Below are 23397 nucleotides of genomic sequence, written 5' to 3'. Positions count from 1 at the left end.
CGCCCACCGCCGGTACTCGCCGACTCCGCAACGTCGAGGAGTTCGCATGAAACGGAGAACACCCCTGGCCGGTGTCGCGGTGGCGACGCTGGCCCTGCTGGGCCAGACCTTGATCTCTTCGGGTACCGCCGCGCAAGCGGAATCACTGCTGTCCGCCGGCAGACCGACCACGACCTCGTCGGTCGAGGCCACCGAGTTCGGCGGCGCCAACGCCGTCGACGGCAACACCACGACCCGGTGGGCGAGCGAGGAGATGGTCGATCCGCAGTGGATCGCCGTCGACCTCGGCGGTACCTCGACCATCACCAAGGTCAAACTGAACTGGGAAGTCGCCTACGCCAAGACTTACACGATCCAAGGCTCGGCCGACGGCAGGACCTGGACGGACATCAAGGCGGTCGTCGGCGGCGACGGCGGTATCGACGAGCATGCGGGCCTCAACGCCACCGCGCGCCATATCCGCGTCCACGGTACGGCGCGCGGCACGACCTACGGTTATTCGTTGTGGGAGCTGGAAGTCTACGGTGACCGCGTCGGCGGTGGCGACACGCAGGCGCCGACGGTGCCCACGGGTCTCTCCGCGACCGCCACCACGACGGACAGCGTCACCCTCGGCTGGACCGCCTCCACCGACAACGTCGGGGTCACCGAGTACGAGGTGCTCCGCGACGGGAACGTCGTCGGAACCTCGGCGACGACCACCTACACCGACAGCGGCCTGGCGTCCGGAGTGGAGTTCGGCTACTCCGTGCGGGCACGGGACGCGGCGGGCAACGTGTCCGCGGCGAGTCCGGCGATCAGGGCCGCGACCCAGCCGGGCGGCACCGGCCCCGTCACCCTCGCGCTGGCGGGTGACATCGCCAACCCGGAGCTCTTCTCCACGCACCAGGGGACCGCGAACCAGGTCGCCAGGATCAACCCGAAGTACGTGCTGACCGTGGGCGACAACCAGTACCACAAGGGCACCATCTCGGAATACCGCTCGCACTACGACAAGACGTGGGGCAAGTTCAAGAGCATCACCAAGCCCACGACGGGCAACCACGAATGGGACGACCAGCTCCGGGGCTACAAGGAGTACTTCGGCTCGATCGCGTACCCGCAGGGCTTGCCGTACTACAGCTACGACATCGGTGACTTCCACTTCGTCGCGATGGACTCGAACCCGATCTACACCGGCGGCGGGTCCGATCAGGTGACCTGGCTGCGCAACGACCTGGCGAAGAACACCAAGTCCTGCGTCATCGGATACTGGCACCACCCGCGTTTCAACTCGGGGAACTCCGGGGACAAGAAGCAGATGGCGCCGCTGTGGAACGAGATGGCCAGGGTGAAGGCGGACATGGTGATCACCGGTCACGACCACCATTACGAGCGGACGAAGCCGCTGAACGTCGACGGCCACGTCGACGAGGCCAACGGCGTGCGGTCGGTCATCGCCGGCATCGGTGGCGACTACCTCTACACGGACTACAGGGCACGTGAAGGGGTGGAGAAGATCCTCGCCAAGCACGGGGTGATGAAGCTGACGCTGAACGGGAAGTCCTACTCCTGGGAAATCCACGACACCAACGGGAATGTGCTCGACAAGGCGGGTCCGTACACCTGCCGCTGACGGCCGGGGTCCGGTGCCGCACCGCCTGCGGGCATCAATGGAGGTCATGAGTGATAACGACGGTAGAGAGGTAGGGCAAACGTGGCGTGTCGCCTGCCGAGGGCTCGCCTGCTGGACCTGACGCGCCCATGACTGTCCACAAAGGATGCCAATTCCACCATTTGTGTCTGATTTGGGTGCTTTGCGCGGGGGTCGTGAGTGGTAATGGTCGTTCTAACCCTCTTTACCATTCACGACCCCTGCGAGAACCGGTCATCGAGACATCAACCGGGCGGACATCGACGTAAATTGTCCCTTGTGGACACTTCAGGTCGGAGTGAGCCCGCAAACCGATCCGGAACCCTGCTGTCCAGGGTGGCCCATCTCATCGCGAAGTCGACGAAGACGGCCTGTGCGACAGGGATCCGATCACACGACTCATTGCTTACCCCTCGACATCCACGACGACGTAGGTCCATTCAGGAGTATCAGGTGAAGCGAATGGTGAAGCCGGGCACCGCCGCGATCGCGGCGATCGTCCTGCTCGCTCAGCCCGTGACGGCTTCCAACGCCACGGCGGAATCCCTGCTGTCGGTCAACAAACGGACCACGACCTCCACCGTGGAGAGCGAGGGTTTCGGTGGCGCGCTCGCCGTCGACGGCGATTCGACGACCCGATGGGCGAGCCTGGAGGGTGATCCACAGTGGATCGCCGTCGACCTCGGCGGTCCGGCGGACATCAGCCGGATCAAGGTCTTCTGGGAATCGGCCCACGCGAAGGACTATCAGGTCCAAGCATCCGACGACGGCCAGAACTGGCGGGACGTGAAAACCGTCGTGGGCGGCGACGGCGGCCTCGACGAGTTCACCGGTCTGAACACCTCCGCCCGGCACGTCCGGATCCACGGCACAGCACGGGCGACCGTTTACGGGTACTCACTGTGGGAACTGGAGGTCTACGGCGTCCGGACCGGGGACGGCGACATCCAGCCACCGTCGGTGCCGACCGGGCTCCGGCAGGCGTCGTCCACCACCGAGAGCATCACGCTCGGCTGGACCGCGTCCACCGACAACGTCGGGGTCACCGAATACGAAGTCCTGCGCAACGGCAACGTGATCGGCCGGTCCGCGACGCCTTCCTACACCGACACGTCCCTGGCGTCGGGATTCGACTTCCAGTACGCGGTGCGGGCACGGGACGCGGCGGGGAACCTGTCCGGGTCGACCACGCCGGTGAAGGCGTCCACCCGGCCGGCGGCGTCCGACGGCATCGTCATCGCGCTCGCCGGTGACATCGCCAAGGCGGAGCTGCCGTCGGAACACCAACGGACGGCGGAACTGGTCCGCAAGATCAACCCCCGGTACGTGCTGACGGTCGGCGACAACCAATACGTCGACGGCACGATCGAGGAGTTCCGGTCCTACTACGACAAGACGTGGGGCAAGTTCAAGAACATCACCAAACCCACGCCGGGCAACCACGAGTGGAACAACGAGCTGGCGGGATACAAGCAGTACTTCGGGAAGATCGCGACCCCGAAGGGTAAGCCGTACTACAGCTTCGACGTCGGCGCGTTCCACTTCGTCGCGCTCGATTCGGACCCGGTGTACAACGGCGGCGGCGCCGAGCAGGTGGCATGGCTGCGCAAGGACCTGGCGAAAACGAAGAAGTCCTGTATCGCCGGGTACTGGCACCACCCACGTTTCAACTCGGGGAACTCCGGCGACGCGAAGAGCATCGCGCCGTTGTGGAACGAGCTGGCCAGGGCCAAGGCGGACGTCGTGTTCGCCGGCCACGATCACCATTACGAGCGGACGAAGCCGCTGGACGTCAACGGGCATGTCGACGAGGCCAACGGTGTGCGGTCGGTCATCGCCGGTATCGGCGGCGACAGCCTCTATCTCGATTACAAGGCCCGTGAAGGTGTCGAAAAGATCCTGGGCAAGCACGGGGTGATGAAGCTGGTGCTCAAGGGGAAGACCTACTCCTGGGAGATCATCGGCACCAACGGGGAACTGCTCGACAAAGCGGGCCCGTACACCTGCCGGTGACGAGGAAAGGGGACGGGGTGAAGCTCCCGGTGAAGTTCATCGTGGCGCTGGCGGGTGTCGCCGCGCTCGCGGCCGCCTCGGTGGTGTACGTGGTGCAGGCGAAGGCGAACAGCCCCGAGCGGCGGACGGCCGACGCGGCGGTCGCGGTGGATGCCTCGGGGCCGGTGGTACTGGGGGAGCCGGGAAGACTGCTGTTCCGCAACGGCGCGCCGGGGCCGGGGTACGGGAATGTCGCGTCGGTCCCCGTTTTCGAACCCGGGGGCCCGCGGCGGATCAGTTCGCTCGGTTGCGAACGGTTCTACACGTCGGTGGACGGCGGCCTGTGCCTGGCGAAGGAACCCACTCCGCTGCCGGGGGCGGTCGCCAAATTCGTCGACTCCGCGCTCGGCGAGGTCAAGCGCGTCGACGTCCCCGGCATCCCCAACCGCGCGAAGCTCTCACCCGGTGGCCGGATGGGCAGCTGGACCACGTTCGTCACCGGAGACTCGTACTCGACGCCCGGCACCTTCTCGACGCGTACGGCCATCATGGATCGCGAACGGAACGAGCTCTCGAGCAACATCGAGGGCATCCCGCTGCGGATCGGGGACGCGGTCCACCGGGGCGAGGACGTCAACTACTGGGGCGTCACGTTCGCCGCCGACGAGCGGACGTTCTTCGCCACGGTCGCCACCGGCGGGCGGACCTATCTCGTGGAGGGCGACAACGAGGCGTGGAAGGCGCGCACCCTGCGGGAGAACGCGGAATGCCCGTCATTGTCGCCGGACGGCACGAAACTCGCGTTCAAGAAGCGGGTGGCCGACGGCGACGTCCGGCCCTGGCGGGAGCATGTGCTGGACCTGACCACGATGCGGGAAACCCCGCTCGCGGAGGCGCGCAGCATCGACGACCAAGTGGTCTGGCTCGACAACGACACGATCGCCTACGGCCTGCCGCGCGCGGACGGCAAGGAAAGCGACATCTGGTCCGTGCCCGCCGACGGCACCGGATCGCCGCGCCTGCTGGTTCCCCTGGCGTCGTCGCCGTCGGTCACGACGGCTCGTCGATGACGGCGAACCTGCCGTCCTCCCGGTACAGCCAGTACCGGCGCAGCATGCGCAACACCACGGAGACCTGCAGGGCGGTGATCCCGGGCAAGGGGGCGAGGTCCCTGGTGAGGAAGTCGGCCATTTCGTCCTCGTTCCGGAACACGCCCTGGTGGATGACCGAAGCGGTGCCGGCGACGATCGACACGTACCGCGCCGACGGATGCCGCGCCAGTTCCGCGGCCACGGCCTGGATGGCGCCCGGAGTGATGGTCAGCGCGATGACCGCCTCCAGTTCGTAGCCGAGCTGCGCGGGTTCCACCTCGACGCGTGGCCGGACGATACCGCGCCGCAACGTCGACTGGATCAGCCGATACGCGGTGGACTGGCTGATGCCGAGGCTCCGGCCCGCTTCGGCCGCGGTGATCCGCCCGTTCCCGGCCAGGAGCCCGATGAGCCGTCGTTCGTCCGGCCCCACGTCGTCGGCGTCGAAGCCGTCCGGCGCGGCAGGCACCACCTGTTCGCGGGACAAGATCCTCTGCTGGTCTTCGCTCAGCCGGTGCAGCCGCCAGGAATCGGCCCTGGTCAGTGCCCGCAGCACCAGCTCCGAGTGGGTCCCCGCCACGCCCGGAACCCCGGGGATGCGCTCGGCGAGCAGTTCGCGCGCCTCGGCTCGGTCCGGAACGTGCACGGCCAGGTAGACGTCCGACCGGCCCGCCGTCTCCGCCGCGAGCTGGACCTCGGGAAACCGTGCGAGCGCCTTCGCCGCCGAACCGGACGCGCCCGGTTCGGTCGTGACCCAGACATGCCGCGGGTTCCCGCGCGCCCTTGCGGTCCACTCGACCTGGCCGATCACCCGGAGGATCCGCTGTTCCTCGAGGCGGACCAGTCGTCGTCCCACCGTGCTGGCGGAGACGTCGAGCGCCTCGGCGAGCGTCGCGACCGAGGCGCGCGGGGCGATCTGGAGCGCCGCGATCAGGTCGAGGTCGGGTTCGGCCAGCATCTAGTGAATGTATCAGTCACGTGAAGGTACTACATGACTGATCCGTGCAGAATTCAGTTCAGGGTTGCACTATTCGTTCGTTTGAGTTTGTAATGGGCCTCCGATCAGGAAGGAGCCGCGCCGGTGAGTTCCAGCCAGGCCAGAACGACCTCACGTCCTATGAACCTCCTGCTGCGCGCGCTCGACGGCGTCGAGCGGCTCGGCAACAAGCTGCCGCACCCGTTCTGGCTCTTCGTCATCCTGAGCGCGGTGCTGGCACTGGCCAGCTGGGGACTCAGCGCGGCCGGGGTGTCGGCGGTGAACCCCGCCACGGGCAAACCGGTCGAGGCCAAGAACCTGCTGTCCGCCGACGGCGTGCGGATGATGGTGACCGACGCGGTCAAGAGCTACACGTCGTTCCCCCCGCTGGGCACCATCCTCGTGGTGATGCTCGGTGTGGCGGTCGCCGAGCGATCCGGTCTGCTCGCGGCCGTGCTCCGGTCCGGCGTTTCGAAGGTTTCGCCGCGATGGGTGACCTTCGCGCTGGCGTTCACCGGAATGGTGTCGCACGTCGCGTCCGACGCGGCCTACGTGGTGCTGATCCCGTTGGGAGCCCTGGCCTTCCGTGCGGTGGGGCGCAGCCCGATCCTGGGCATCGTGGTCGCGTTCGTATCCATCTCCGCCGGATACGACGCGAGCCCGCTGGTCACGCCGACCGACGCCATCCTGTCCGGGCTGACCACGGCGGCGGCACAGACGATCGATCCGGCCTATTCGGTCACCCCGCTGGCCAACTACTTCTTCTCGCTCGCCTCGTCGATCGTGCTGGCCGCCGTGATCACGCTCGTGACCGAGAAGGTCCTCGCGCGGCGTGCCGAAGCGATGCCGGTCGATGACGACGCACAGGAGGACGATCTGGGCTCGCTGCAGCTCAGCCGTCAGGAACGACGGGGCCTGGTCGCCGCGCTCATCGCGCTGGCCGTCTTCGTCGTCGCCCTGGTGCTGGCGGTGCTGCCCGCCTCGTCGCCCTTGCGCGGCAAGGGCGGAAGCATCATCGAGTCACCGTTGCTGACGTCCATCTCGATCTTCCTCGCGCTCGGCTTCCTGGCGGCGGGCTGGGCCTACGGCAAGGTCGCCGGGACGGTGACCAGCAGCCGCGACATCCCGGGGTTCATGGCACACGGATTCCGTGAGATGGCGCCGATCCTGGTGCTGTTCTTCGCCATCTCCCAGTTCCTGGCCTACTTCAAATGGACCGGTATCGGCGAGATCACCGCGATCAACGGCGCCGGTCTGCTCAAATCCGCCGGCGTCTCCGGGCCGGTCATCATGCTGGGCATCCTTGTCGTGGTGACCTTGGTGAACCTGATCGTCACCAGCGGCTCCGCCCAATGGGCGCTGATCGGCCCGGTGTTCGTGCCGATGCTGATGCTGCTGGACATCCCGCCGGAGACCACGCAGGCGCTGTATCGCATCGCGGACTCGTGCACTAACGCGATCACCCCGATGAGCCCGTACTTCGTGATGGCGCTGGGTTTCCTGCAGCGCTACCGGCGTTCGGCGGGGATCGGCACGCTCTTCTCGATGACGGTCCCGCTCGCGTTCACCCTGCTGGTGGTGTGGACGTTGCTGTTCTTCGTGTTCTGGGTGTTCGGCATCCCGCTCGGACCCGGCGCCCCCGTTCGCTAGGAAGGAATTCCCTTGTCACACACGGATTGGGCCCGGCAGGCACTGCCCGCCATGCTCGACGATCTGCGGACCATCGTCGAACTGGAGACGCACAGCTACGACAAGCCGATGCTGGACAAAGGCGTCGACACCCTCCGGTCCTGGGTCTTCGGCTGTCTCGGCGCTCCCGGCACCGAGTCCCGGCACACCGACACGGTTCGTGGTGACGTGCTGGAACTGAGCTATGCGGGGACGGTGCCGGGAACGGTGCTGCTGCTGAGTCACTACGACACGGTCTGGCCGACCGGCACACTCGCCGGGTGGCCGTACGCCGACGTGGACGGCCGCGTCACCGGGCCGGGCGCGTTCGACATGAAACTCGGTCTGGTGCAGTCGGTCTGGGCGCTGCGTGGCCTCCGCGAACTCGGCCTTCCGCATCCGTCGGTCAAGTTCCTCTTCAACGGTGACGAGGAGATCGGCAGCCCCCACTCGCGGCCGTACATCGAAGCGGCCAGTGAAGGCGCGCTGGCCACCCTCGTCTTCGAGGCGTCGCTGGACGGGAAGCTCAAGACCGCGCGCAAGGGGGTCGGCCTGTTCGACGTGACCGCCACCGGCGTCGAGGCGCACGCGGGCCTGGACCCGTACGCGGGAGCGAGCGCGATCCATGCGCTCGCCGCGATCGTCGGAGAGCTGGCGTCCGCGGGTTCGCGCGAACTCGGGACCACGGTCAACGTCGGCACCATTTCCGGCGGTACCGGCCGCAACGTCACCGCGGGTGGCGCGAGCTGCGGCGTCGACGTCCGCGTCGCCGAACTGTCCGAAATGGACCGGATCGACAAGGTGTTCGCCGGTCTGGAAGGCGGCGATCCTCGCGTGACCGTCTCGGTCGAAGGGGAGTGGAACCGACCGCCGATGACACCGAACGACCCGTCACGGGCGCTGTTCGCGACCGCGCGGAAGGTGGCCGCCGACGAGGGCTGGGAGCTGGAGGAGACCGCCGTGGGAGGCGCGAGCGACGGCAACTTCGTGTCCGCGCTGGGCCGTCCGGTGCTCGACGGGCTCGGCGCCGTCGGAGGCGGCGCCCACGCACGCGACGAACACATCCTCGTGCGGCACATCCCGGAACGGACGGCGCTGGCCATCGGACTGATCGCGGCGCTCGCCTGACGAGCATCGGTCGTCTTTCGCGCGGGTGGAGACGAGGAGGTCCTCTCGCTGCTCGAGGTTTCGGTGACCGCCGCACGTGGTAGTACTGGCGGTGTCAGGGCGCGCGGAGCTGGGAGTGACGCCATGACGGTTCCGGTCTCCGCCAGGCTCGTGGTCTTCGCGCAGGGACCGGGAAGCTCGCGGCACAGCAGCCGAAGAACCGGGAGCGTCGGGCCGAAGCCGGGGTGACCGGCAGGACGTGAGCAGTGATGTCAGCACCGGAATCCACAATGGACAAGGGAGCCGTCGTCGCGGGCTACGACGGCTCCGAAGAAGCACGGAAGGCCGTGCGCTGGGCCGCGGGGGAAGCCGCTGCTCGCGGCCGCGGATTGGTCGTCGCCCAGGTCGTCGGGTTCCCGCCCGTGCCCGAGGCGGTCCCGGGCGGGGCGTGGCCGAGACCGGGGTTCCTCGTAGCCGGTCAAGAAACAGCACAGCGGCGCGCCGAAGCCATGCTCGGTGACATCGCGCAGGAATGCCGCCGGGCCTGGCCGGATCTGGCCGTTTCGACCAGGCTGTTGTCCGGCCGCGCACCCGACGCGCTGGCCGGCGCCGCGGAAAACGCGGAGCTGCTGGTCGTCGGGTCGTCGGGGCTCACCGCGCTGCCCAGGCTTCTGGTCGGCTCGACGGCCGACGAGCTCCTGCACGAGTACCACCGGCCCATCGTGGTGGTACGCGCCGGTGACGAACCGCCGGCGGACGACGATCGCAAGGTCGTGGTCGGCGTCGACGGATCCGAGACCAGCAGGGAAGCCATCGGGTTCGCCTACGACTTCGCCGACCGGCACGGCTGCGCGCTGGTGGCCTTGCATGTCTGGTCAGATCTTCCGCTCGAAGCGATGGCGGTGACTCCTACCGAGCACGACAGGGAGATCATCGAGGAACGGGGAAAGCCCCTGATCGACGAATCGCTGGCCGGATTTCGGGAACGGTATCCGGACGTCCGCGTCCACCGGGTGATCGCCGTCGACCGGCCCGCCCATGCGCTGGCGGAGCAAGCCGAGGGTGCCGCGCTGCTCGTCGTCGGCAGTCACGGACGCGGGCCGCTCCGCCGCGCTTTGCTGGGATCGGTCAGCCGAGCCATGGTCCACCACGCGCCCTGTCCCGTCGCCGTGGTTCGTCGCCACAAGGGCTGAGGCCGTGGTCAGGGCTCGGAACCACTTCGATCCGCGGAGTGGGCCGGCTTCGTCCGGAACGTGTTGTGCGTCCACACGAGTGCGCTCGCGGCGGCGACTCCGCCCAGGAACACGAGGCCACTGTCGCTGAAGAGACCCACCATGATCATGAGGATCGCGGTGACGTCGGCGACGACGAGCACGACCCACCAGGCCTGGAGGCTCGCGGGTGGCTTCACCTGGTCGAAGGCGGCCACGAGGTCGGGATCGCTCGCGGTCAGGTCTTCCTCGATTTTCTGCAGGACGCGGCGGTCTCGGCGTAGCACGATGCCTCCTTTGTCGTCGTGTACCGCGCTTACCCGCCGGGGCCTGGGGCAAACGGTCGGTTCGCGGCGCCCGCTGCCTGATTCATTCACCGCGACCACACCGACGCCGTCCGTCCGCCGCATCGGCTCCGGTCTGTCGTCGGCTCAACCAGCGGTCGGCCCGGTGCCAGATGAGTCGCGCATCGACGCCGGTGGTGTGCCAGGTCGTAGCGCGGGTGGTGCCGAGCTCGCGGTACTCACGCATGATCGCGACGTGTGCCGGCAACCCGACGAAACCGCGCAAGCCGTCATGGTCGCGCCACACGGAGACCGAGCCCAGTCGCCGACGCAGCGGTTCGGCCCACAGCCACTGGCCGACCGCGCCGGGCAGCCGGGGCCACTCGCGGCTGAGCAGGTGACCCGCCCGGTAGGCGCCCGGCGTGCTCCGGAAGCCGTCGAGTGTCAACGCGGTGACGCTGACCAGCACGTCTCCGGAGAAGTCCGCGTCCTGGCCGGGGATCCACTTGCTCTTGATCATGTCCGCTCCTCGCGTCAGCGCTTATGATACGCATATGCTTACGATCGCGGATCGCGCCCACTACCCGAAGATGCGCGGATGAATCCCGCGCGACCGGGTGAACGACCAAGTACACGCTTCCCGGTGGCAGGGCCCCGGTGACGTTGCCGACCGCGTGATCCCGTCCACAGAATCGGTCATGAAGTTCATGTACCGTCTCATGATCCTCGTCGTGGCCATGGCACTCGTCGCGTCGCCTCCGGCCATCGCGATCGGCACGCCACAGCTGCTCATCGAACAGGACTTCCCGGACCCCGACATCGTCAAGACCGACTCCGGCTACTTCGCCTTCTCGACGAGCACCGGTGCGGTGAGAGTGCCCTACGCGCACGCTCCGGCGCCGGAAGGTCCGTGGCGGGTAGTCGGCGACGCTCTCGCGTCCGTACCGAAGTGGGCGAAGCCGGACGGCGGGTTCTGGGCTCCCGATGTGACCCGGCTTTCCGACGGGACGTTCCTGCTCTACTTTTCGGTGGCGGTGGCGCCCGGCGGCGAGATGTGCATCGGTGTCGCGACCGCCGCGAAGGTCGAAGGGCCGTACACGCCTGCCGGTGACGGCCCACTGATCTGTGTCCCCGGAGACGGCGGTGACATCGACCCGCAGACCTTCGTGGACTCGGACGGCTCGCGATACCTGCTCTACAAGAGCGACGGCGCGGCGGTCGGTCCTCCGGCCGCGATCTGGTCGCAGAAGCTGCGCTCCGACGGACGGACACCGGACGGCGCGCGGATCGAGCTCCTGCGTGCCGATCTCGCGTCGGAGAACGCGGTCGTCGAGGCACCATCGGTGGTGAAGACACCGAGCCGGTACTTCCTGTTCTACTCCGCCGATACGTTTCAGAGTTCCGGCTACCACACGGGATATGCCTCCGCGCCCGCGTTGAGTGGGCCGTTCGTGAAAGCCGGCGCCCCGTTGCTGTCCACCGATCTGCTCGGCGGCAAGGTCGACGCGCCGGGTGGGGCCGACGTCGTCGACGGCCATATCCACTTCCACGGCTGGCTCGGCGGTGGCCGCACCGCTCGCGGGATGTACCAGCTGCCCATCGCATTCCCGGACGATCGTCCGCAACTCGGCTGACAGGGTTTCGACGCTCGCGTTCGGGTATCCGCAGGATGAGACCGACCGAAGGAGTATCGGCGATGACAGCCCAGCCGCCCGACCCGGAACCCGAGAAAACCCGTCGCGAACCTGGAGGTGGTGTCTCGCCGGGTGACACGCCGCCCGACTCGGCTCAGACGTCAGGGCTTTCGCACCCGCAACCGATGCCCTCCAAGGCGATGCCCATCGCCTGGCTGATCCTCATCGGTGTTCTCGTCGTCCTGGCGAGCGGATTCGTCGTCGCGCTCGCGTTGGGATGGCTCAAGCTGGGCTGATCACGGGCAGGCATTCGTCGAGCAGCCCGACGACGTCGCGCCACGCCCGTTCCGCGTGCCGCGCGTGGTAGGCCACTCCCGGGAGCACGGCGTGGTCGACCGTGGGGTGGTGGAAGGCGTGCTGGGCGCCGCCGTAGACCACGAGCCGCCAGTCGACGCCGGCTTCCTGCATTTCGGCGGTGAACGCCTCCCGCTGCGCGGGTGGCATGATCGGGTCTTCGGAGCCGACTCCGGCCCAGACCGGGCAGCGGATGCGCGCCGCTTCGCCCGGACGGCCCGTGGTCAGCGCGTTGACCGTCCCGATCGCACGCAGGTCGACGCCGTCCCTGCCGAGTTCCAGCGCGATCGCGCCGCCGGTGCCGTAGCCGATGGCGGCGATCCGCTCCGGGTCTGTCCGCGGCTCCGACCGCAGTACGCCGAGGGCCGCGTGGCCGATCTCCCGCATCCGGTCCGGGTCGGCGAGCAGAGGCATCGCATACGCCAGCATTTCGTCGGGGTCCGAGAACCAGCGTCCGCCGTTGATGTCGAAGGCCAGCGCCACGTACCCCAACTCGGCCAAGGCGTCGGCCCGGCGTCGCTGGAAGTCGTTCAATCCCGGCCCTTCCGGCCCGATCAGCACCGCGGGACGGCGGTCGGTGCCTTCCGGGAGCGCGAGGTGCCCGACCATCGTCAGTCCGTCGGCGGGGTACTCGACCGTGCGTGTGGTGACCGGCATGAATCGGACTCTAATGATCGTCGAGCCCCGCCGGGCGGGTGTTCACGGACAGCGGAACCGCGTCGCGGTCGCGGGGTCCGTCCACTGTGGATTCCACCGCACGGGACGGGATCAGGCGGAACAAGGCCATCGCGCTGATCATGCTGACACCGCAGATCGCGGCCAGATACCAGGTGATGCCGGTGGTCGAGCCGGTGGCGTTGAGCACCGCGGTGGCGATCATCGGGGCGAGCCCGCCGCCGAGGATCGCGCCGCCCTGCAGAAGGAGTGACATACCGGAGAACCGGACGTTGACCGGGAAGGTGTCCGCGATGATCGCGCCCTGTACGCAGTGGGTGATCGGGACGACCAGGCCCATGCCGGCCAGTGCGAGCATCGCGAGCCCGGTGTTCCCGGTGTTCAGCAACGGGAAGAACGCGAGGCACCACAGCAGGAGCGCGGCCGACCCGGCGACGAACATGGTGCGCCTGCCGTGGCGGTCGGCGATCCTTGTCCAGATGGGAATGGTGGCGAACCACAGCGCGGCCGATCCGGTCACCGACAGGATCAGGAACTGCCGGTCGTAGTGCAGGTTCTGGGTTCCGTAGGACAGGGTGAAGACCATGAACACATAGGCGACCGCCGAGTTCGCGACGCCGACCAGCAGGGTCAGCGCGAGTCTGCCGAAGCCGACCTTGAGCGCCGCGCCGAGCGGGAACCGGACCACCTTGTCTTCCTGAGCCGCGCGGGTGAACGACGGTGATTCGGTGATCCGCAGCCGGATCATCAGGCCGATCGCGACCAGCACGAAGCTCAGGAGGAACGGAATCCGCCAGCCCCACGCGGCGAACGCGCTCGCGGGCATCACCGCGCTGCTGCCGAGGAACAGCAGATTCGCCAGCACCAGACCGGCGGGTGTGCCCATCTGCGGGAACCCGGCGTACCGGTTCCGTTGATCGGCGGGCGCGTGTTCCATCGACATCAGGGTCGCTCCAGCGCCCTCTCCGCCGAGCCCGATACCCTGCACGATCCGCATCGCGACCAGCAGGATCGGCGCCCAGATGCCGATCGCCTGGAAGTTCGGGATCAACCCGATCAACGTGGAGCCGACGCCCATCAGCATCAGCGACACCACCAGCGTGGACTTGCGGCCGATCCGGTCGCCGAAGTGGCCGAAAACCAGACCGCCCAGCGGGCGGGCGATGAACCCGACGGCGAAGGTGCTGAACGCGGCGAGGGTGCCGACCGTGGGGCTCAGCGAGGGGAAGAACTGCTTGTTGAAGATCAGCGCGGACGCGGTGCCGTAGAGGAAGAAGTCGTACCACTCGAGGGTGGTCCCGGCGAGCGTGGCGGCGGCGATTCTGCGGGGCGCGGGTGCATTCATCTGCGAAAACCCAATCGACTCGGGCGACAGCCGATCGCGGCTGCTGGCGATTGGGCAGAAGCCTGACACCGTGAGGCATAGGCCACAAATGCCGAATTGTCGGTCTGCCATGCCTGAACAGGTATAGCTCAACGAGACTGGATGGACGACACGTGTGACTGGATGGACGACACGCGTGATCAGACGGACGACACGCGTGACTGAATGGACGGCACACGCGGTGCCGGCTCCAGCCGCGTGTCGTCCGTCGAATCACGCGTGTCGTCCGTCTGATCACGCGAGTTCCCCTTTGCGGCCTGGGAACGCACGCCAGGAGATCCACTCCGGTATGCCTTTCTGGATATAGCTAACGAGCGGATACGCATTTGTTCCGCATGGCGCGGCCCGCCAGAGTGAACGGCATGACGCAGTCAGTGCGGTGGATCCGCAACTTCGTGGACGGTGAGTTCGCCGATCCGGACGGGCCGGGGTTCCCGGCGGTCGATCCGGCGACCGGCGCGGAGTTCGCCCGGGTGCACGAGGCCGACCGGGAGCTGGTGCACCGCGCGGTCACCGGCGCCCGCGCCGCGTTGCACAACGGCTGGGCGGACACTCCGGTGCGCGAGCGGACCGCGTTGCTGCGCCGGGCGGCCGATCGGATCGAGGCCCGGTTCGAGGAGTTCGTCGCGGCCGAGGTCGCGGACACCGGAAAGCCCGTCACTCAGGCTCGCGAACTGGACGTGGCCCGCGCGGTGGCGAACTTCCGCACGTTCGCCGACCTGATCGCGGCGGCCGGACAGGAATCGTTCGTCACCGATCTGCCCGGCGGAGCTCAGGCACTGAACTACGCGGTGCGCAAGCCGCTCGGCGTGGTCGCGGTGATCGTGCCGTGGAATCTGCCGCTGCTGTTGCTGACCTGGAAGGTCGCGCCCGCCCTCGGCTGCGGCAACGCGGTCGTGGTCAAGCCGAGCGACCAGACCCCTTCCACCGCGACCCTGCTGGCCGAGGTATTGGCCGAGGTCGGTTTGCCCGCGGGTGTCTACAACGTCGTGCACGGGTTCGGCGGAGATTCGGCGGGACAGTACCTGACCGAGCACCCCGGCATCGACGGGGTGACGTTCACCGGCTCGTCGGCGACGGGAACCCAGGTGATGCGCACGGTCGCGCCCCGGGTCCGGCCGGTGTCGTTCGAACTCGGCGGGAAGAACGCCGCCATCGTGTTCGGGGATGCCGACCTCGACGAGACGCTCGCCGGGCTGACCCGGTCGGTGTTCGCGAACACCGGGCAGGTGTGCCTGTGCACCGAGCGGGTGTACGTGCAGCGCTCGGTGTTCGAAGACGTGGCGGCCGGGCTGGTGGAACGGGCGCGCGGACTGCGGCTCGGCGACCCCTCGGCGGAGCGGACCAACACCGGCCCGCTGATCTCGCCGGAGCACCGGCGCAAGGTGCTGGACTACCTCGCGCTGGCCGAGGAGGCCGGCGCCGAAACCCTGACCGGCGGCGGGATTCCCGAGCTCGGCCCGGAACTCGATGGTGGCTCATGGCTGGAGCCGACCCTGTGGACCGGCCTGACCAACAAGGACCGGCCCGTGCGCGAGGAGATCTTCGGCCCCGTGGCCGCGCTGATCCCGTTCGACACCGAGGACGAGGCGATCGCGTTGGCCAACGACACCGAATACGGGCTCGCGTCCTCGGTGTGGACCCAAGACCTGCGCCGGGGACATCGCGTCGCGCAGGCCATGCATGTCGGCATGTCCTGGGTGAACACCTGGTTCCTGCGCGACCTGCGCTCGCCGTTCGGCGGGATGGGGCTTTCCGGGATCGGCCGGGAGGGTGGCGCGTCTTCGCTGCACTTCTACACCGAGCCGACGAATGTGTGCGTGCGGCTGTGACCGCGGCGATCGAGGCGGCCGCCGATCGGCTCGCGACGGCGGCGAGCACCGCGACCCCTTGCCCGCCGGTGCGGGAATTCCTGGGCGCACAAGATGTCGACGCAGCCTACGCGGTGCAGCGAAGGCTGCGTGACCAGCGGGTTGAGGCAGACGCCAGGGTGGCCGGGGCGAAGATCGGGCTGACCGCGCCTTCGGTGCAGCGGCAGTTCGGCGTGTACCAGCCGGACTTCGGTGTGCTCTTCGACGACATGCTGTACGCGCACACCGAACCCGTTCCGTACCGGCGGCTCCTGCAGCCTCGTGCGGAGGGTGAGATCGCGTTCGTGCTCGGCCGCGATCTGGACGTGCCGGGCGCCTCGGTCGCCGACGTGCTGCGGGCGACGGAGTTCGTGCTGCCCGCGATCGAGATCGTCGACTCGCGCATCGGCGCCTGGGATCTCTCCATTGTGGACACGGTGGCGGACAACGCGTCCAGCGGCGCGGTGGTACTGGGCTGCACGCCGTTCTCGCTGACCGGCCGGGATCTCGCCGCGACCGGGATGACCTTGGAGCTGGACGGTGAACCGGTCTCGTTCGGCGCGGGCCACGCCTGCCTCGGCTCGCCGGTGGCCGCGGTCGCCTGGCTTGCCCGTGAGCTGGCCGCCCGTGAGCAGCCGTTGCGCGCGGGCGACGTGGTGATGTCCGGGGCGCTCGGCCCGATGGTGCCGGTCACGGGCGCGGGCCGGTTCCGGCTTCGCCTGGACGGACTCGGCGAGGTCGACGCGGTGATCGAGGAGGAGACTCAGTGACAGCAACGGTTCCGGTCGCCGTCATCGGCTCCGGCAACATCGGCACCGATCTGATGATCAAGGTGCTGCGGTTGTCGAAGACGCTGCGGATGGCCGCGATGGCGGGTATCGACCCGGCCTCGGACGGGCTGGCCAGGGCGGCCAGGCTCAAGGTGGCCACCACCCACGGCGGTATCGACGGCCTCGCCGGGCTGCCGGAGTTCGCCGACGTGCGGGTGCTCTTCGACGCGACCTCGGCCGGTGCGCACCGGCGGCACGCCGAGGTGGCCGAGGCGCACGGCAAGCTGATGATCGACCTGACCCCGGCCGCGCTCGGCCCGTTCGTGGTGCCGCCGGTGAACCTGGACGAGCATCTCGCCGCGCCGAACGTGAACATGGTGACCTGCGGCGGACAGGCCACGATCCCGGTCGTGGCCGCGGTGTCCTCGGTCGCCCCGGTCGCGTACGCGGAGATCGTCGCGTCGATTTCGTCCCGTTCGGCAGGGCCCGGGACCAGGGCGAACATCGACGAGTTCACCGAAACCACCGCGGCCGCCATCCGCGAGGTTGGCGGCGCCGCGATGGGCAAGGCGATCATCGTGCTGAACCCGGCCGACCCGCCGATCGTCATGCGGGACACGGTGTACTGCCTGGTCGAGGGCGAGCCGGACCGGGAGAAGATCGCGGCGTCGGTCCGGCAGATGGCCGACCGGGTGCGCGAGTACGTGCCGGGCTACACGCTGAAACAGGAAGTGCAGTTCGACCCGGTGACCCGGCAGTGGGTACCCGAGCTCGGCCGGGAGATCTCCGGGCTCAAGGTCTCGGTGTTCCTCGAAGTGCTCGGCGCTGCCCACTACCTGCCGGATTACGCGGGAAATCTCGACATCATGACCTCGGCGGCGCTGCGCACGGCCGAGCGGATCGCCGAACTGAGGGGATGGCTCGGATGAAGGTCTATCTCCAGGACGTGACCTTGCGCGACGGCATGCACGCGATGGGGCATGCGTACACAGTGGACCAGGTCCGGCGGATCGTGTCCGCCGTGGACAAGGCGGGCGTGGCGGCGATCGAGGTCGCGCACGGCGATGGGATCGGCGGGTCCAGCGCGACGTACGGATTCGGCGCGCACACCGACGAAGAGTGGATCTCCGCGGCCGCGGAGGTGATCGAGAACGCCACGCTGACCACGTTGCTGCTGCCCGGTATCGGCACGATCGGACAGCTGCGCCGCGTCCGCGACCTCGGGGTGCGCAGCGTGCGGATCGCCACCCACTGCACCGAGGCCGACGTGGCCGCGCAGCACATCGCCTGGGCACGCGAGCACGGCATGGACGTGTCCGGATTCCTGATGATGAGCCACCTCTCCACGCCGGCCGCGCTCGCCGAACAGGCCAGGCTGATGGAGTCCTACGGCGCGCACTGCGTGTACGTCACCGATTCCGGCGGTCGGTTGACGATGAACGGGGTCGCCGAACGGATCGACGCGTACCGGCAGGTGCTCGACGAGCGGACCGAGATCGGCATCCACGCGCACGAGAACCTCTCCCTTTCGGTGGCGAACAGCGTGACCGCGGTCGAGCACGGCGCCTACCGGGTGGACGTCGCGCTGGCCGGGCAGGGCGCGGGGGCGGGCAACTGCCCGGCCGAACCCTTCGTCGCGGTCGCCGACTTGCTCGGCTGGGAGCACGGCGCGGACCTGTTCGCGTTGCAGGACGCGGCGGACGACCTGGTGCGCCCGCTGCGTGAGCGGCCGGTCCAGGTGGACCGGGAGACGCTGACCCTCGGTTACGCCGGGGTCTACTCGAGTTTCCTGCTGCACGCCGAGCGCGCGGCCGCCCGCTACGGACTGGACACCCGGCGGATTCTCACCGAGGTCGGCAGGCGGAAGCTGGTCGGCGGGCAGGAGGACATGATCGTGGACATCGCACTCGACCTGGTACGGAGCGGCACATGATGGCCCCCGAGGAGATCTCGGCGCTCGCCGATCGGCTGGACACCGCGCAGACGTCGCGGGTGGACACGCTGAGCCTCGCCGACGATCACGCGTTCGACATCGCCGACGCGTACGCCATTCAGGCCGAGCTGCTGGCCCGCCGCGAGAGTCGTGGGGAGCGGGTGCTCGGGGTCAAGCTGGGGCTGACCAGCAAGGCGAAGATGGCGCAGATGGGCGTGTCCGAGGTGATCGCCGGCAGGCTCACCGACGCGATGAGGATCGCCGACGGCGGCGAAGTCTCGCTGGCGGGCTTCATCCATCCCAAGGTGGAGCCGGAGGTCGCGTACCGGCTGGCGCGCGACATCGATCTCGCCGACCCGGCGTTCGACGTGGAGTCCGCGGTGGACGCGATGGCCCCGGCGATCGAGATCATCGACTCCCGATACCGGGATTTCCGGTTCACCCACACCGACGTGGTCGCCGACAACACTTCGGCTGCCGGGTTCGTGCTCGGCCCGTGGCGCGCGTTCGGCGAGGTGGCGAACCGGGCGGTGCGGCTGCGCTCCGGGGACCGCGAGGTGATCGGCTCGACGTCGGCGATCCTCGGCGATCCGGTGCGCGCGCTGCACGCGCTGGTCGAGCTGTGCCGGAAACGGGACATCCCGCTGCGGGCCGGGCAGGTCGTGCTGGCCGGAGCGGCGACCGAAGCGGTGCCGTTCGTGCCCGGAGTCGCCGAGGCGGACATCGCCGGGCTCGGCCGGGTTTCGGTGCGGGGGCTGGCATGAGCGGGCGGGTGATCTCCGGGCTGGCCAAGCCGAGGGGCCGGTTCCCGCATGTGAAGGTCGCGGGAGACCTGATCTTCGTGTCCGGGACGAGTTCTCGACGCCCGGACAACACGTTCGCCGGCGTCGAGGTGGACGAACTCGGCACCACGAACCTGGACATCCGGACGCAGACCCGCGCGGTGATCGAGAACATCCGCGGCATCCTGCACGAGGTCGGCGCCGACCTCACCGACATCACCCAGATCACCACCTTCCTGGTTTCGATGAACGATTTCGGCGGCTACAACGAGATCTACGGCGAATACTTCGACGAAACGGGCCCTGCCCGCACCACGGTCGCCGTGCATCAGCTGCCGCATCCGCACCTGCTGATCGAAATCCAGGCGATCGCCCAACTACCGAAATACACGGAGGTTCCGCGATGACCGGCATTCCCGAGGTCGTCAATTTCCAGGCCTGGATCGCCGAGCACGAGCATCTGCTCAAACCGCCGGTGAACAACCGGACGATGGCGCTGGGCAAGGATTTCATCGTGCAGATCGTCGGTGGGCCGAACCAGCGCACCGACTTCCACGTCGACCCCTACGAGGAATGGTTCTACCAGCTCAGGGGCAACATGCACGTGAACGTCATGACCGACGAAGGCCAGAAGACCGTTCACATCTCCGAGGGCGACACGTGGCTGCTGCCGGGCGACATCCCGCACTCGCCGCAGCGTCCGGAAGCCGACTCGATCGGCCTGGTCATCGAACGTGTCCGTGAGGAGGGCACGCTGGAGAAGTTCCAGTGGTACTGCCTCGAATGCGCCTCGCTGGTGCACGAGGTGGAACTCCAGGTGCGCGACATCGTCGAGGATCTGCCGCCGGTCTTCACCGCCTTCTACGGTGACGAGCAGGCCCGCACGTGCGGTGGCTGCGGTGCCCTTCACCCCGGGAAGGGCTGAGATGACCGGACTGATCGACATCCACACGCATTACGTGCCGAACGGCTGGCCGGATCTGCGCGCGGACGCCGGGCCGGACGCACCGTGGCTGCGCGCGGAGACCGAGTCCGAGGCGATGATCATGATGGGGGACAAGGAGTTCCGCCGGATCGCCGCGGACTGCTGGGACGCGGAGACCCGGCTGCTGGACATGGACGCCGACGGCGTGCGCACCCAGGTGGTCTCCCCGACACCCGCGTTCTTCAACTACGGCCGGACCGGCGAGCAGGCGGGCCGGATCGCCCGGATCTTCAACGATCTGGCGCTGGAGATCGTCGCGCCGGCGCCGGACCGGCTGATCCCGTTCTGCCAGGTCCCGTTGCAGGACACCGACGCGGCGTGCCGCGAACTGGAACGCTGCCTGGCCGCGGGGCATCGCGGGGTGGAGATCGGCAACCACGTCGGCGACCAGGACCTCGACAGCGCCGGGGTGGAGACCTTCCTGCAGCACTGCGCGTCGCTCGGGGTCCCGGTGTTCGTGCACCCATGGGACATGGCCGATTCGCCCCGGCTGGACCGATGGATGGCGCGGTGGCTGACCGCGATGCCCGCGGAAACGCATCTGTCGATCCTGGCGCTGGTGCTCGGCGGGGTCTTCGACCGGATCGACGCGAGCCTGAAGATCTGCTTCGCCCACGGTGGCGGGTCGTTCGCGTTCTGGCTCGGCCGGATGGAGAACGCCTGGCATCGGCGGAACGACGTGATCGGCACCTCGGAGTTCCCGCCTTCGCACTACCTCGACCGATTCCACGTCGACTCGGTGGTCTTCGACGAGCGGGCGCTGCGACTGCTCGTGGACACGCTCGGTGCCGAGCGGGTGATGGTCGGCAGCGACTACCCGTATCCGCTCGGCGAACGTCCGGTCGGCGAGGTGGTGCGCAAAAGCGGCTTCCTGAGCGAGACCGAGCGGCAGCTGATCACCAGCGGGAACGCCGAGCGCTTCCTGTCCCTGTCGTGACCGTCCTAATCGGACATGCCGGTGGCGACGTCGGTCAAGCTGCGGATCAGCGCGTCCACCGACGGGCTGAGTGTGCGCTGGGCGGGCAGGGTCAGTCCGACGCTGTGCCCGATCGGCTCCAGCGCCAGCGCGACCCTCGTGATCCTCGGGTCGTCCTTGGTGATCAGGCTGGGCAGCGCGGCGATCACGTCGGTCTCCAGCAGCAGCTGCCGCACGGTGAGGAACGACGTGGTCTCCACCCGGTTCGCGGGCAGTGGGAAGCCGTTGCGGGTGAACAACTGCTCCAGCTCGCGGCGCAGCGCGGTCTCCGCTCCGGGCAGAATCCACGGGTACTCGGCGAGGTCGGCCAGCTCGACGCCGGTCGCGCCGGCCAGGGGATGTGCGGTGCGCACCACCAGATCCACCGACTCGTCGTACAGTTTGCGCCGCTCGATCCGCTCGTCCGAAGGCGCTGTCAGCCTGCCGATGATCAGATCGACCCGGCCTGCCTCCAGTTCCACCAGCAGGGCTTCGGGAGAACCCTCCCGGACCACGATCGTCAGGTACGGCCGCTCGGTCTTGATCGCCGCGATCGCGCGCGGCAACAGCATGTTCGACCCCGCGAGATGGGTGCCGACCACCACCGTGCCGCGTTCGGCGTCGGCCAGCTCGGCGACGTGCCGCCCGGCCTGCTCGAGCTGGGCGAGCACCGCGCGGGCGTGCCCGGTGAACGCCTCGCCGAACACGGTCGGGGTGATGCCGCGCGGGCCGCGCTCGAACAACCGCACGTCGAGGATCTCTTCGAGTTCGTGCAGACTTCGGGTCGCCACCGGCTGCGTCACGTGCAACTCGGCGGCGGCCCCGACCACGGTGCCCTGCCTGGCCAGCGCGTCGAGCAGGACGAGGTGGCGGAACTTCAGTCGGCCGTCCAGCAGGCGAGGCAAGATCACCAGCCGATCCTACCCGCGAGGTGTGTATGACCACGATTGTCCGAACCGGACCGATTCGCTATGCCACAGCGGCGCGGTTCGCGCCGCCGGTCGCCGTTTCGGAGCAAACGCCGTCCAGCGGGGAGATCAGCCCGCAACCGCCGTCCCGGCTGGACCGGGTGATGGGACCGCCGGGCGATCGCCTGCCGCAGGGCGAGGACTGTCTCAACCTGACGATCAGCACCCCGGGTCTGGATGACGGACGCAGGCCGGTGCTCGTGTGGCTGCACGGCGGCGGATTCTCCAGCGGCGGTGGGTTGCTGAACTGGTACGACGGCGGTGCGCTGGCGGCCGAGGGCGACCTGGTGGTGGTCGGCGTCAACTACCGGCTCGGCGCGCTCGGTTACCTGTACTTGGACGGCGTCAGCCCCGGCAACCTCGGGCTGGCCGACCAGCTCGAGGCGCTGCGCTGGGTGCGGGCCAACATCGCGGCCTACGGCGGTGACCCGGACAACGTGACGGTCGCCGGGCAGTCGGCGGGCGGCATTTCCATCCGCCTTCTGATGGACCTGCCCGAGGCTCGCGGTCTGTTCGGGCGGGCGATCCTGCAGAGCGCGCCGCTCGGCCTCGGCGCCCGACCGCCCGGGCAGGCGGAGAAACTCGGCGAGGTGTTCGCCGACGCGCTCGGCAGCGACCCGCGCACAGCCGGCATCACGGAAATCCTCTCCGCGCAGAAGGAAACCGCGCTGACGAACCTGCGGCTCACCGGCGACCCGATGGAGCCCGCGTTCATTCCGGTGGACACGCTGGACAAGGCGTCCTTCCCGGACAACGTGTGCGATCTCGACGTGCTGTACGGCTGGAACGCCGACGACATGACCGCGTTCCCCGGCGCCGCGGGCACCGACGAGATCTACGTCGAACCGCTGGCCGCTTTCGGCGACCGGCTGCGTTCGGCCGGCGCCGGCGTCTGGTCGTACCGCCTCGACTGGCGGCCCGAAGGGTCCGAATTCGGCGCCACCCACTGCCTGGAACTGCCTCTGCTGCTCGGCACCGAGCAGGCCTGGCAGGACAGTCCGATGCTCGGCAAGGTCCCGTGGCCGGAGGTCGATGCCTTCGGCACCGCCCTCCGCGCCGTCTGGGCGACCTTCGCCCGCACCGGCACCCTCGACCCCACCCCGGTCGCGGGCCACCCCATCGGCTTCAACCCCGAACACGCGTGA

General features: G+C 68.6%; 23 protein-coding genes. 17 read left to right on the top strand and 6 right to left on the bottom strand.

The genetic code is table 11. The features are described from left to right. Positions 1-46 precede the first annotated feature (46 nt). The 3 genes from BLW75_RS04360 (at position 47) to BLW75_RS04350 (ending at position 4695) form a co-directional block, all read left to right on the top strand. Entirely contained in the window at positions 47-1615 is a 1569-nt protein-coding gene (locus BLW75_RS04360; protein WP_034317434.1) for a discoidin domain-containing protein, read from the top strand. 480 nt (positions 1616-2095) lie between these two features. After that, the gene (locus tag BLW75_RS04355) at positions 2096-3646 is read left to right on the top strand and encodes a discoidin domain-containing protein (RefSeq protein ID WP_034317438.1); all 1551 of its coding nucleotides are present in this window, start codon (positions 2096-2098) and stop codon (positions 3644-3646) included. A gap of 17 nt (positions 3647-3663) precedes the next feature. After that, positions 3664-4695, top strand: coding sequence for a TolB-like translocation protein (locus BLW75_RS04350; protein WP_034317441.1), 1032 nt, complete (start codon positions 3664-3666; stop codon positions 4693-4695). On the opposite strand, the gene BLW75_RS04345 is transcribed toward BLW75_RS04350, so the two are convergent. Next, positions 4676-5674, bottom strand: a complete 999-nt coding sequence (locus BLW75_RS04345) for an Lrp/AsnC family transcriptional regulator (RefSeq protein ID WP_034317444.1) — start codon at positions 5672-5674, stop codon at positions 4676-4678. The genes BLW75_RS04350 and BLW75_RS04345 overlap by 20 nt on opposite strands. A gap of 159 nt (positions 5675-5833) precedes the next feature. On the opposite strand from BLW75_RS04345, the gene BLW75_RS04340 reads away from it, so the two are divergent. From BLW75_RS04340 to BLW75_RS04330, 3 genes are all read left to right on the top strand, one after another. After that, on the top strand, positions 5834-7342 hold the full coding sequence (locus BLW75_RS04340) for an AbgT family transporter (protein WP_034317447.1): 1509 nt from the start codon (positions 5834-5836) through the stop codon (positions 7340-7342). Positions 7343-7393: 51 nt separating this feature from the next. After that, complete coding sequence (locus tag BLW75_RS04335; protein WP_091596779.1) at positions 7394-8488, top strand: M20 family metallopeptidase; 1095 nt, start codon at positions 7394-7396, stop codon at positions 8486-8488. 248 nt (positions 8489-8736) lie between these two features. Continuing rightward, a complete protein-coding gene (locus BLW75_RS04330; protein WP_034317453.1) occupies positions 8737-9660 on the top strand; it encodes a universal stress protein in 924 nt (307 codons plus the stop codon). Positions 9661-9668: 8 nt separating this feature from the next. Here BLW75_RS04330 and BLW75_RS04325 read toward each other — a convergent pair whose 3' ends face one another. Together BLW75_RS04325 and BLW75_RS04320 are read right to left on the bottom strand one after the other, a co-directional pair. Then, positions 9669-9965: a DUF3040 domain-containing protein gene (locus BLW75_RS04325; RefSeq protein ID WP_158005396.1), complete on the bottom strand. Its 297-nt coding sequence runs from the start codon at positions 9963-9965 to the stop codon at positions 9669-9671. An 82-nt stretch (positions 9966-10047) separates the two neighbouring features. Beyond that, on the bottom strand, positions 10048-10482 hold the full coding sequence (locus BLW75_RS04320; protein ID WP_091596770.1) for a hypothetical protein: 435 nt from the start codon (positions 10480-10482) through the stop codon (positions 10048-10050). 178 nt (positions 10483-10660) lie between these two features. On the opposite strand from BLW75_RS04320, the gene BLW75_RS04315 reads away from it, so the two are divergent. After that, positions 10661-11596, top strand: a complete 936-nt coding sequence (locus BLW75_RS04315) for a glycoside hydrolase family 43 protein (protein WP_034317623.1) — start codon at positions 10661-10663, stop codon at positions 11594-11596. Positions 11597-11658: 62 nt separating this feature from the next. Continuing rightward, the gene (locus BLW75_RS04310) at positions 11659-11892 is read left to right on the top strand and encodes a DUF6480 family protein (protein WP_034317456.1); all 234 of its coding nucleotides are present in this window, start codon (positions 11659-11661) and stop codon (positions 11890-11892) included. On the opposite strand, the gene BLW75_RS04305 is transcribed toward BLW75_RS04310, so the two are convergent. After that, entirely contained in the window at positions 11879-12607 is a 729-nt protein-coding gene (locus BLW75_RS04305) for a dienelactone hydrolase family protein (protein ID WP_034317458.1), read from the bottom strand. The two genes, BLW75_RS04310 and BLW75_RS04305, sit on opposite strands and share 14 nt — an antisense overlap. A 10-nt stretch (positions 12608-12617) precedes the next feature. After that, positions 12618-13970 carry an MFS transporter gene (locus tag BLW75_RS04300; RefSeq protein ID WP_034317460.1) on the bottom strand — a complete coding sequence of 451 codons (1353 nt, stop codon included), beginning with the start codon at positions 13968-13970 and terminating at the stop codon, positions 12618-12620. 401 nt (positions 13971-14371) lie between these two features. Here BLW75_RS04300 and BLW75_RS04295 point away from each other — a divergent pair, with 401 nt between their 5' ends. Genes BLW75_RS04295 through BLW75_RS04260 form a run of 8 tightly spaced genes read left to right on the top strand, consistent with a single transcriptional unit; the run spans position 14372 to position 21266 of the window. Further along, positions 14372-15841 (top strand): 2-hydroxymuconic semialdehyde dehydrogenase, encoded by a 1470-nt coding sequence (locus tag BLW75_RS04295; RefSeq protein ID WP_034317626.1) that lies wholly within the window; start codon positions 14372-14374, stop codon positions 15839-15841. Further along, positions 15838-16629, top strand: a complete 792-nt coding sequence (locus tag BLW75_RS04290; protein ID WP_034317463.1) for a 2-keto-4-pentenoate hydratase — start codon at positions 15838-15840, stop codon at positions 16627-16629. Before BLW75_RS04295 ends, BLW75_RS04290 begins: the two co-directional genes overlap by 4 nt. Beyond that, positions 16626-17558, top strand: a complete 933-nt coding sequence (locus BLW75_RS04285) for an acetaldehyde dehydrogenase (acetylating) (RefSeq protein ID WP_034317466.1) — start codon at positions 16626-16628, stop codon at positions 17556-17558. Before BLW75_RS04290 ends, BLW75_RS04285 begins: the two co-directional genes overlap by 4 nt. Next, the gene (gene dmpG, locus BLW75_RS04280; protein WP_034317469.1) at positions 17555-18562 is read left to right on the top strand and encodes a 4-hydroxy-2-oxovalerate aldolase; all 1008 of its coding nucleotides are present in this window, start codon (positions 17555-17557) and stop codon (positions 18560-18562) included. The genes BLW75_RS04285 and dmpG overlap by 4 nt, the downstream gene beginning before the upstream one ends. Continuing rightward, positions 18559-19326: a 2-keto-4-pentenoate hydratase gene (locus BLW75_RS04275; protein WP_034317472.1), complete on the top strand. Its 768-nt coding sequence runs from the start codon at positions 18559-18561 to the stop codon at positions 19324-19326. The genes dmpG and BLW75_RS04275 overlap by 4 nt, the downstream gene beginning before the upstream one ends. Beyond that, entirely contained in the window at positions 19323-19751 is a 429-nt protein-coding gene (locus BLW75_RS04270; RefSeq protein WP_034317475.1) for a RidA family protein, read from the top strand. Before BLW75_RS04275 ends, BLW75_RS04270 begins: the two co-directional genes overlap by 4 nt. Then, positions 19748-20269, top strand: a complete 522-nt coding sequence (locus BLW75_RS04265) for a 3-hydroxyanthranilate 3,4-dioxygenase (RefSeq protein WP_034317479.1) — start codon at positions 19748-19750, stop codon at positions 20267-20269. Before BLW75_RS04270 ends, BLW75_RS04265 begins: the two co-directional genes overlap by 4 nt. 1 nt (position 20270) lies before the next feature. Then, complete coding sequence (locus BLW75_RS04260; protein ID WP_034317482.1) at positions 20271-21266, top strand: amidohydrolase family protein; 996 nt, start codon at positions 20271-20273, stop codon at positions 21264-21266. A gap of 5 nt (positions 21267-21271) precedes the next feature. On the opposite strand, the gene BLW75_RS04255 is transcribed toward BLW75_RS04260, so the two are convergent. Further along, positions 21272-22195 carry a LysR substrate-binding domain-containing protein gene (locus BLW75_RS04255; RefSeq protein WP_034317485.1) on the bottom strand — a complete coding sequence of 308 codons (924 nt, stop codon included), beginning with the start codon at positions 22193-22195 and terminating at the stop codon, positions 21272-21274. Between the two features lie 26 nt (positions 22196-22221). Between BLW75_RS04255 and BLW75_RS04250 the strand changes: the two genes are divergently transcribed. Continuing rightward, positions 22222-23397 carry a carboxylesterase family protein gene (locus BLW75_RS04250; RefSeq protein WP_034317487.1) on the top strand — a complete coding sequence of 392 codons (1176 nt, stop codon included), beginning with the start codon at positions 22222-22224 and terminating at the stop codon, positions 23395-23397.

The organism is Amycolatopsis lurida, from assembly GCF_900105055.1.
Taxonomy (GTDB): domain Bacteria; phylum Actinomycetota; class Actinomycetes; order Mycobacteriales; family Pseudonocardiaceae; genus Amycolatopsis; species Amycolatopsis lurida.
Note: the sequence above shows the minus strand (reverse complement) of the source record. Positions and strands in the feature narration are given on the sequence as shown.

What these genes read in the sequence shown, in the direction of transcription:
- BLW75_RS04315 (WP_034317623.1), top strand. Translation starts at nt 10,661, where the DNA reads ATGAAGTTCATGTACCGTCTCATGATCCTCGTCGTGGCCATGGCACTC.
- BLW75_RS04330 (WP_034317453.1), top strand. Translation starts at nt 8,737, where the DNA reads ATGTCAGCACCGGAATCCACAATGGACAAGGGAGCCGTCGTCGCGGGC.
- BLW75_RS04260 (WP_034317482.1), top strand. Translation starts at nt 20,271, where the DNA reads ATGACCGGACTGATCGACATCCACACGCATTACGTGCCGAACGGCTGG.
- BLW75_RS04265 (WP_034317479.1), top strand. Translation starts at nt 19,748, where the DNA reads ATGACCGGCATTCCCGAGGTCGTCAATTTCCAGGCCTGGATCGCCGAG.
- BLW75_RS04295 (WP_034317626.1), top strand. Translation starts at nt 14,372, where the DNA reads ATGACGCAGTCAGTGCGGTGGATCCGCAACTTCGTGGACGGTGAGTTC.
- BLW75_RS04355 (WP_034317438.1), top strand. Translation starts at nt 2,096, where the DNA reads ATGGTGAAGCCGGGCACCGCCGCGATCGCGGCGATCGTCCTGCTCGCT.
- BLW75_RS04360 (WP_034317434.1), top strand. Translation starts at nt 47, where the DNA reads ATGAAACGGAGAACACCCCTGGCCGGTGTCGCGGTGGCGACGCTGGCC.
- BLW75_RS04275 (WP_034317472.1), top strand. Translation starts at nt 18,559, where the DNA reads ATGATGGCCCCCGAGGAGATCTCGGCGCTCGCCGATCGGCTGGACACC.
- BLW75_RS04300 (WP_034317460.1), bottom strand. Translation starts at nt 13,970, where the DNA reads ATGAATGCACCCGCGCCCCGCAGAATCGCCGCCGCCACGCTCGCCGGG.
- BLW75_RS04305 (WP_034317458.1), bottom strand. Translation starts at nt 12,607, where the DNA reads ATGCCGGTCACCACACGCACGGTCGAGTACCCCGCCGACGGACTGACG.
- BLW75_RS04335 (WP_091596779.1), top strand. Translation starts at nt 7,394, where the DNA reads ATGCTCGACGATCTGCGGACCATCGTCGAACTGGAGACGCACAGCTAC.
- BLW75_RS04250 (WP_034317487.1), top strand. Translation starts at nt 22,222, where the DNA reads ATGACCACGATTGTCCGAACCGGACCGATTCGCTATGCCACAGCGGCG.
- dmpG (WP_034317469.1), top strand. Translation starts at nt 17,555, where the DNA reads ATGAAGGTCTATCTCCAGGACGTGACCTTGCGCGACGGCATGCACGCG.
- BLW75_RS04320 (WP_091596770.1), bottom strand. Translation starts at nt 10,482, where the DNA reads ATGATCAAGAGCAAGTGGATCCCCGGCCAGGACGCGGACTTCTCCGGA.
- BLW75_RS04345 (WP_034317444.1), bottom strand. Translation starts at nt 5,674, where the DNA reads ATGCTGGCCGAACCCGACCTCGACCTGATCGCGGCGCTCCAGATCGCC.
- BLW75_RS04340 (WP_034317447.1), top strand. Translation starts at nt 5,834, where the DNA reads ATGAACCTCCTGCTGCGCGCGCTCGACGGCGTCGAGCGGCTCGGCAAC.
- BLW75_RS04310 (WP_034317456.1), top strand. Translation starts at nt 11,659, where the DNA reads ATGACAGCCCAGCCGCCCGACCCGGAACCCGAGAAAACCCGTCGCGAA.
- BLW75_RS04270 (WP_034317475.1), top strand. Translation starts at nt 19,323, where the DNA reads ATGAGCGGGCGGGTGATCTCCGGGCTGGCCAAGCCGAGGGGCCGGTTC.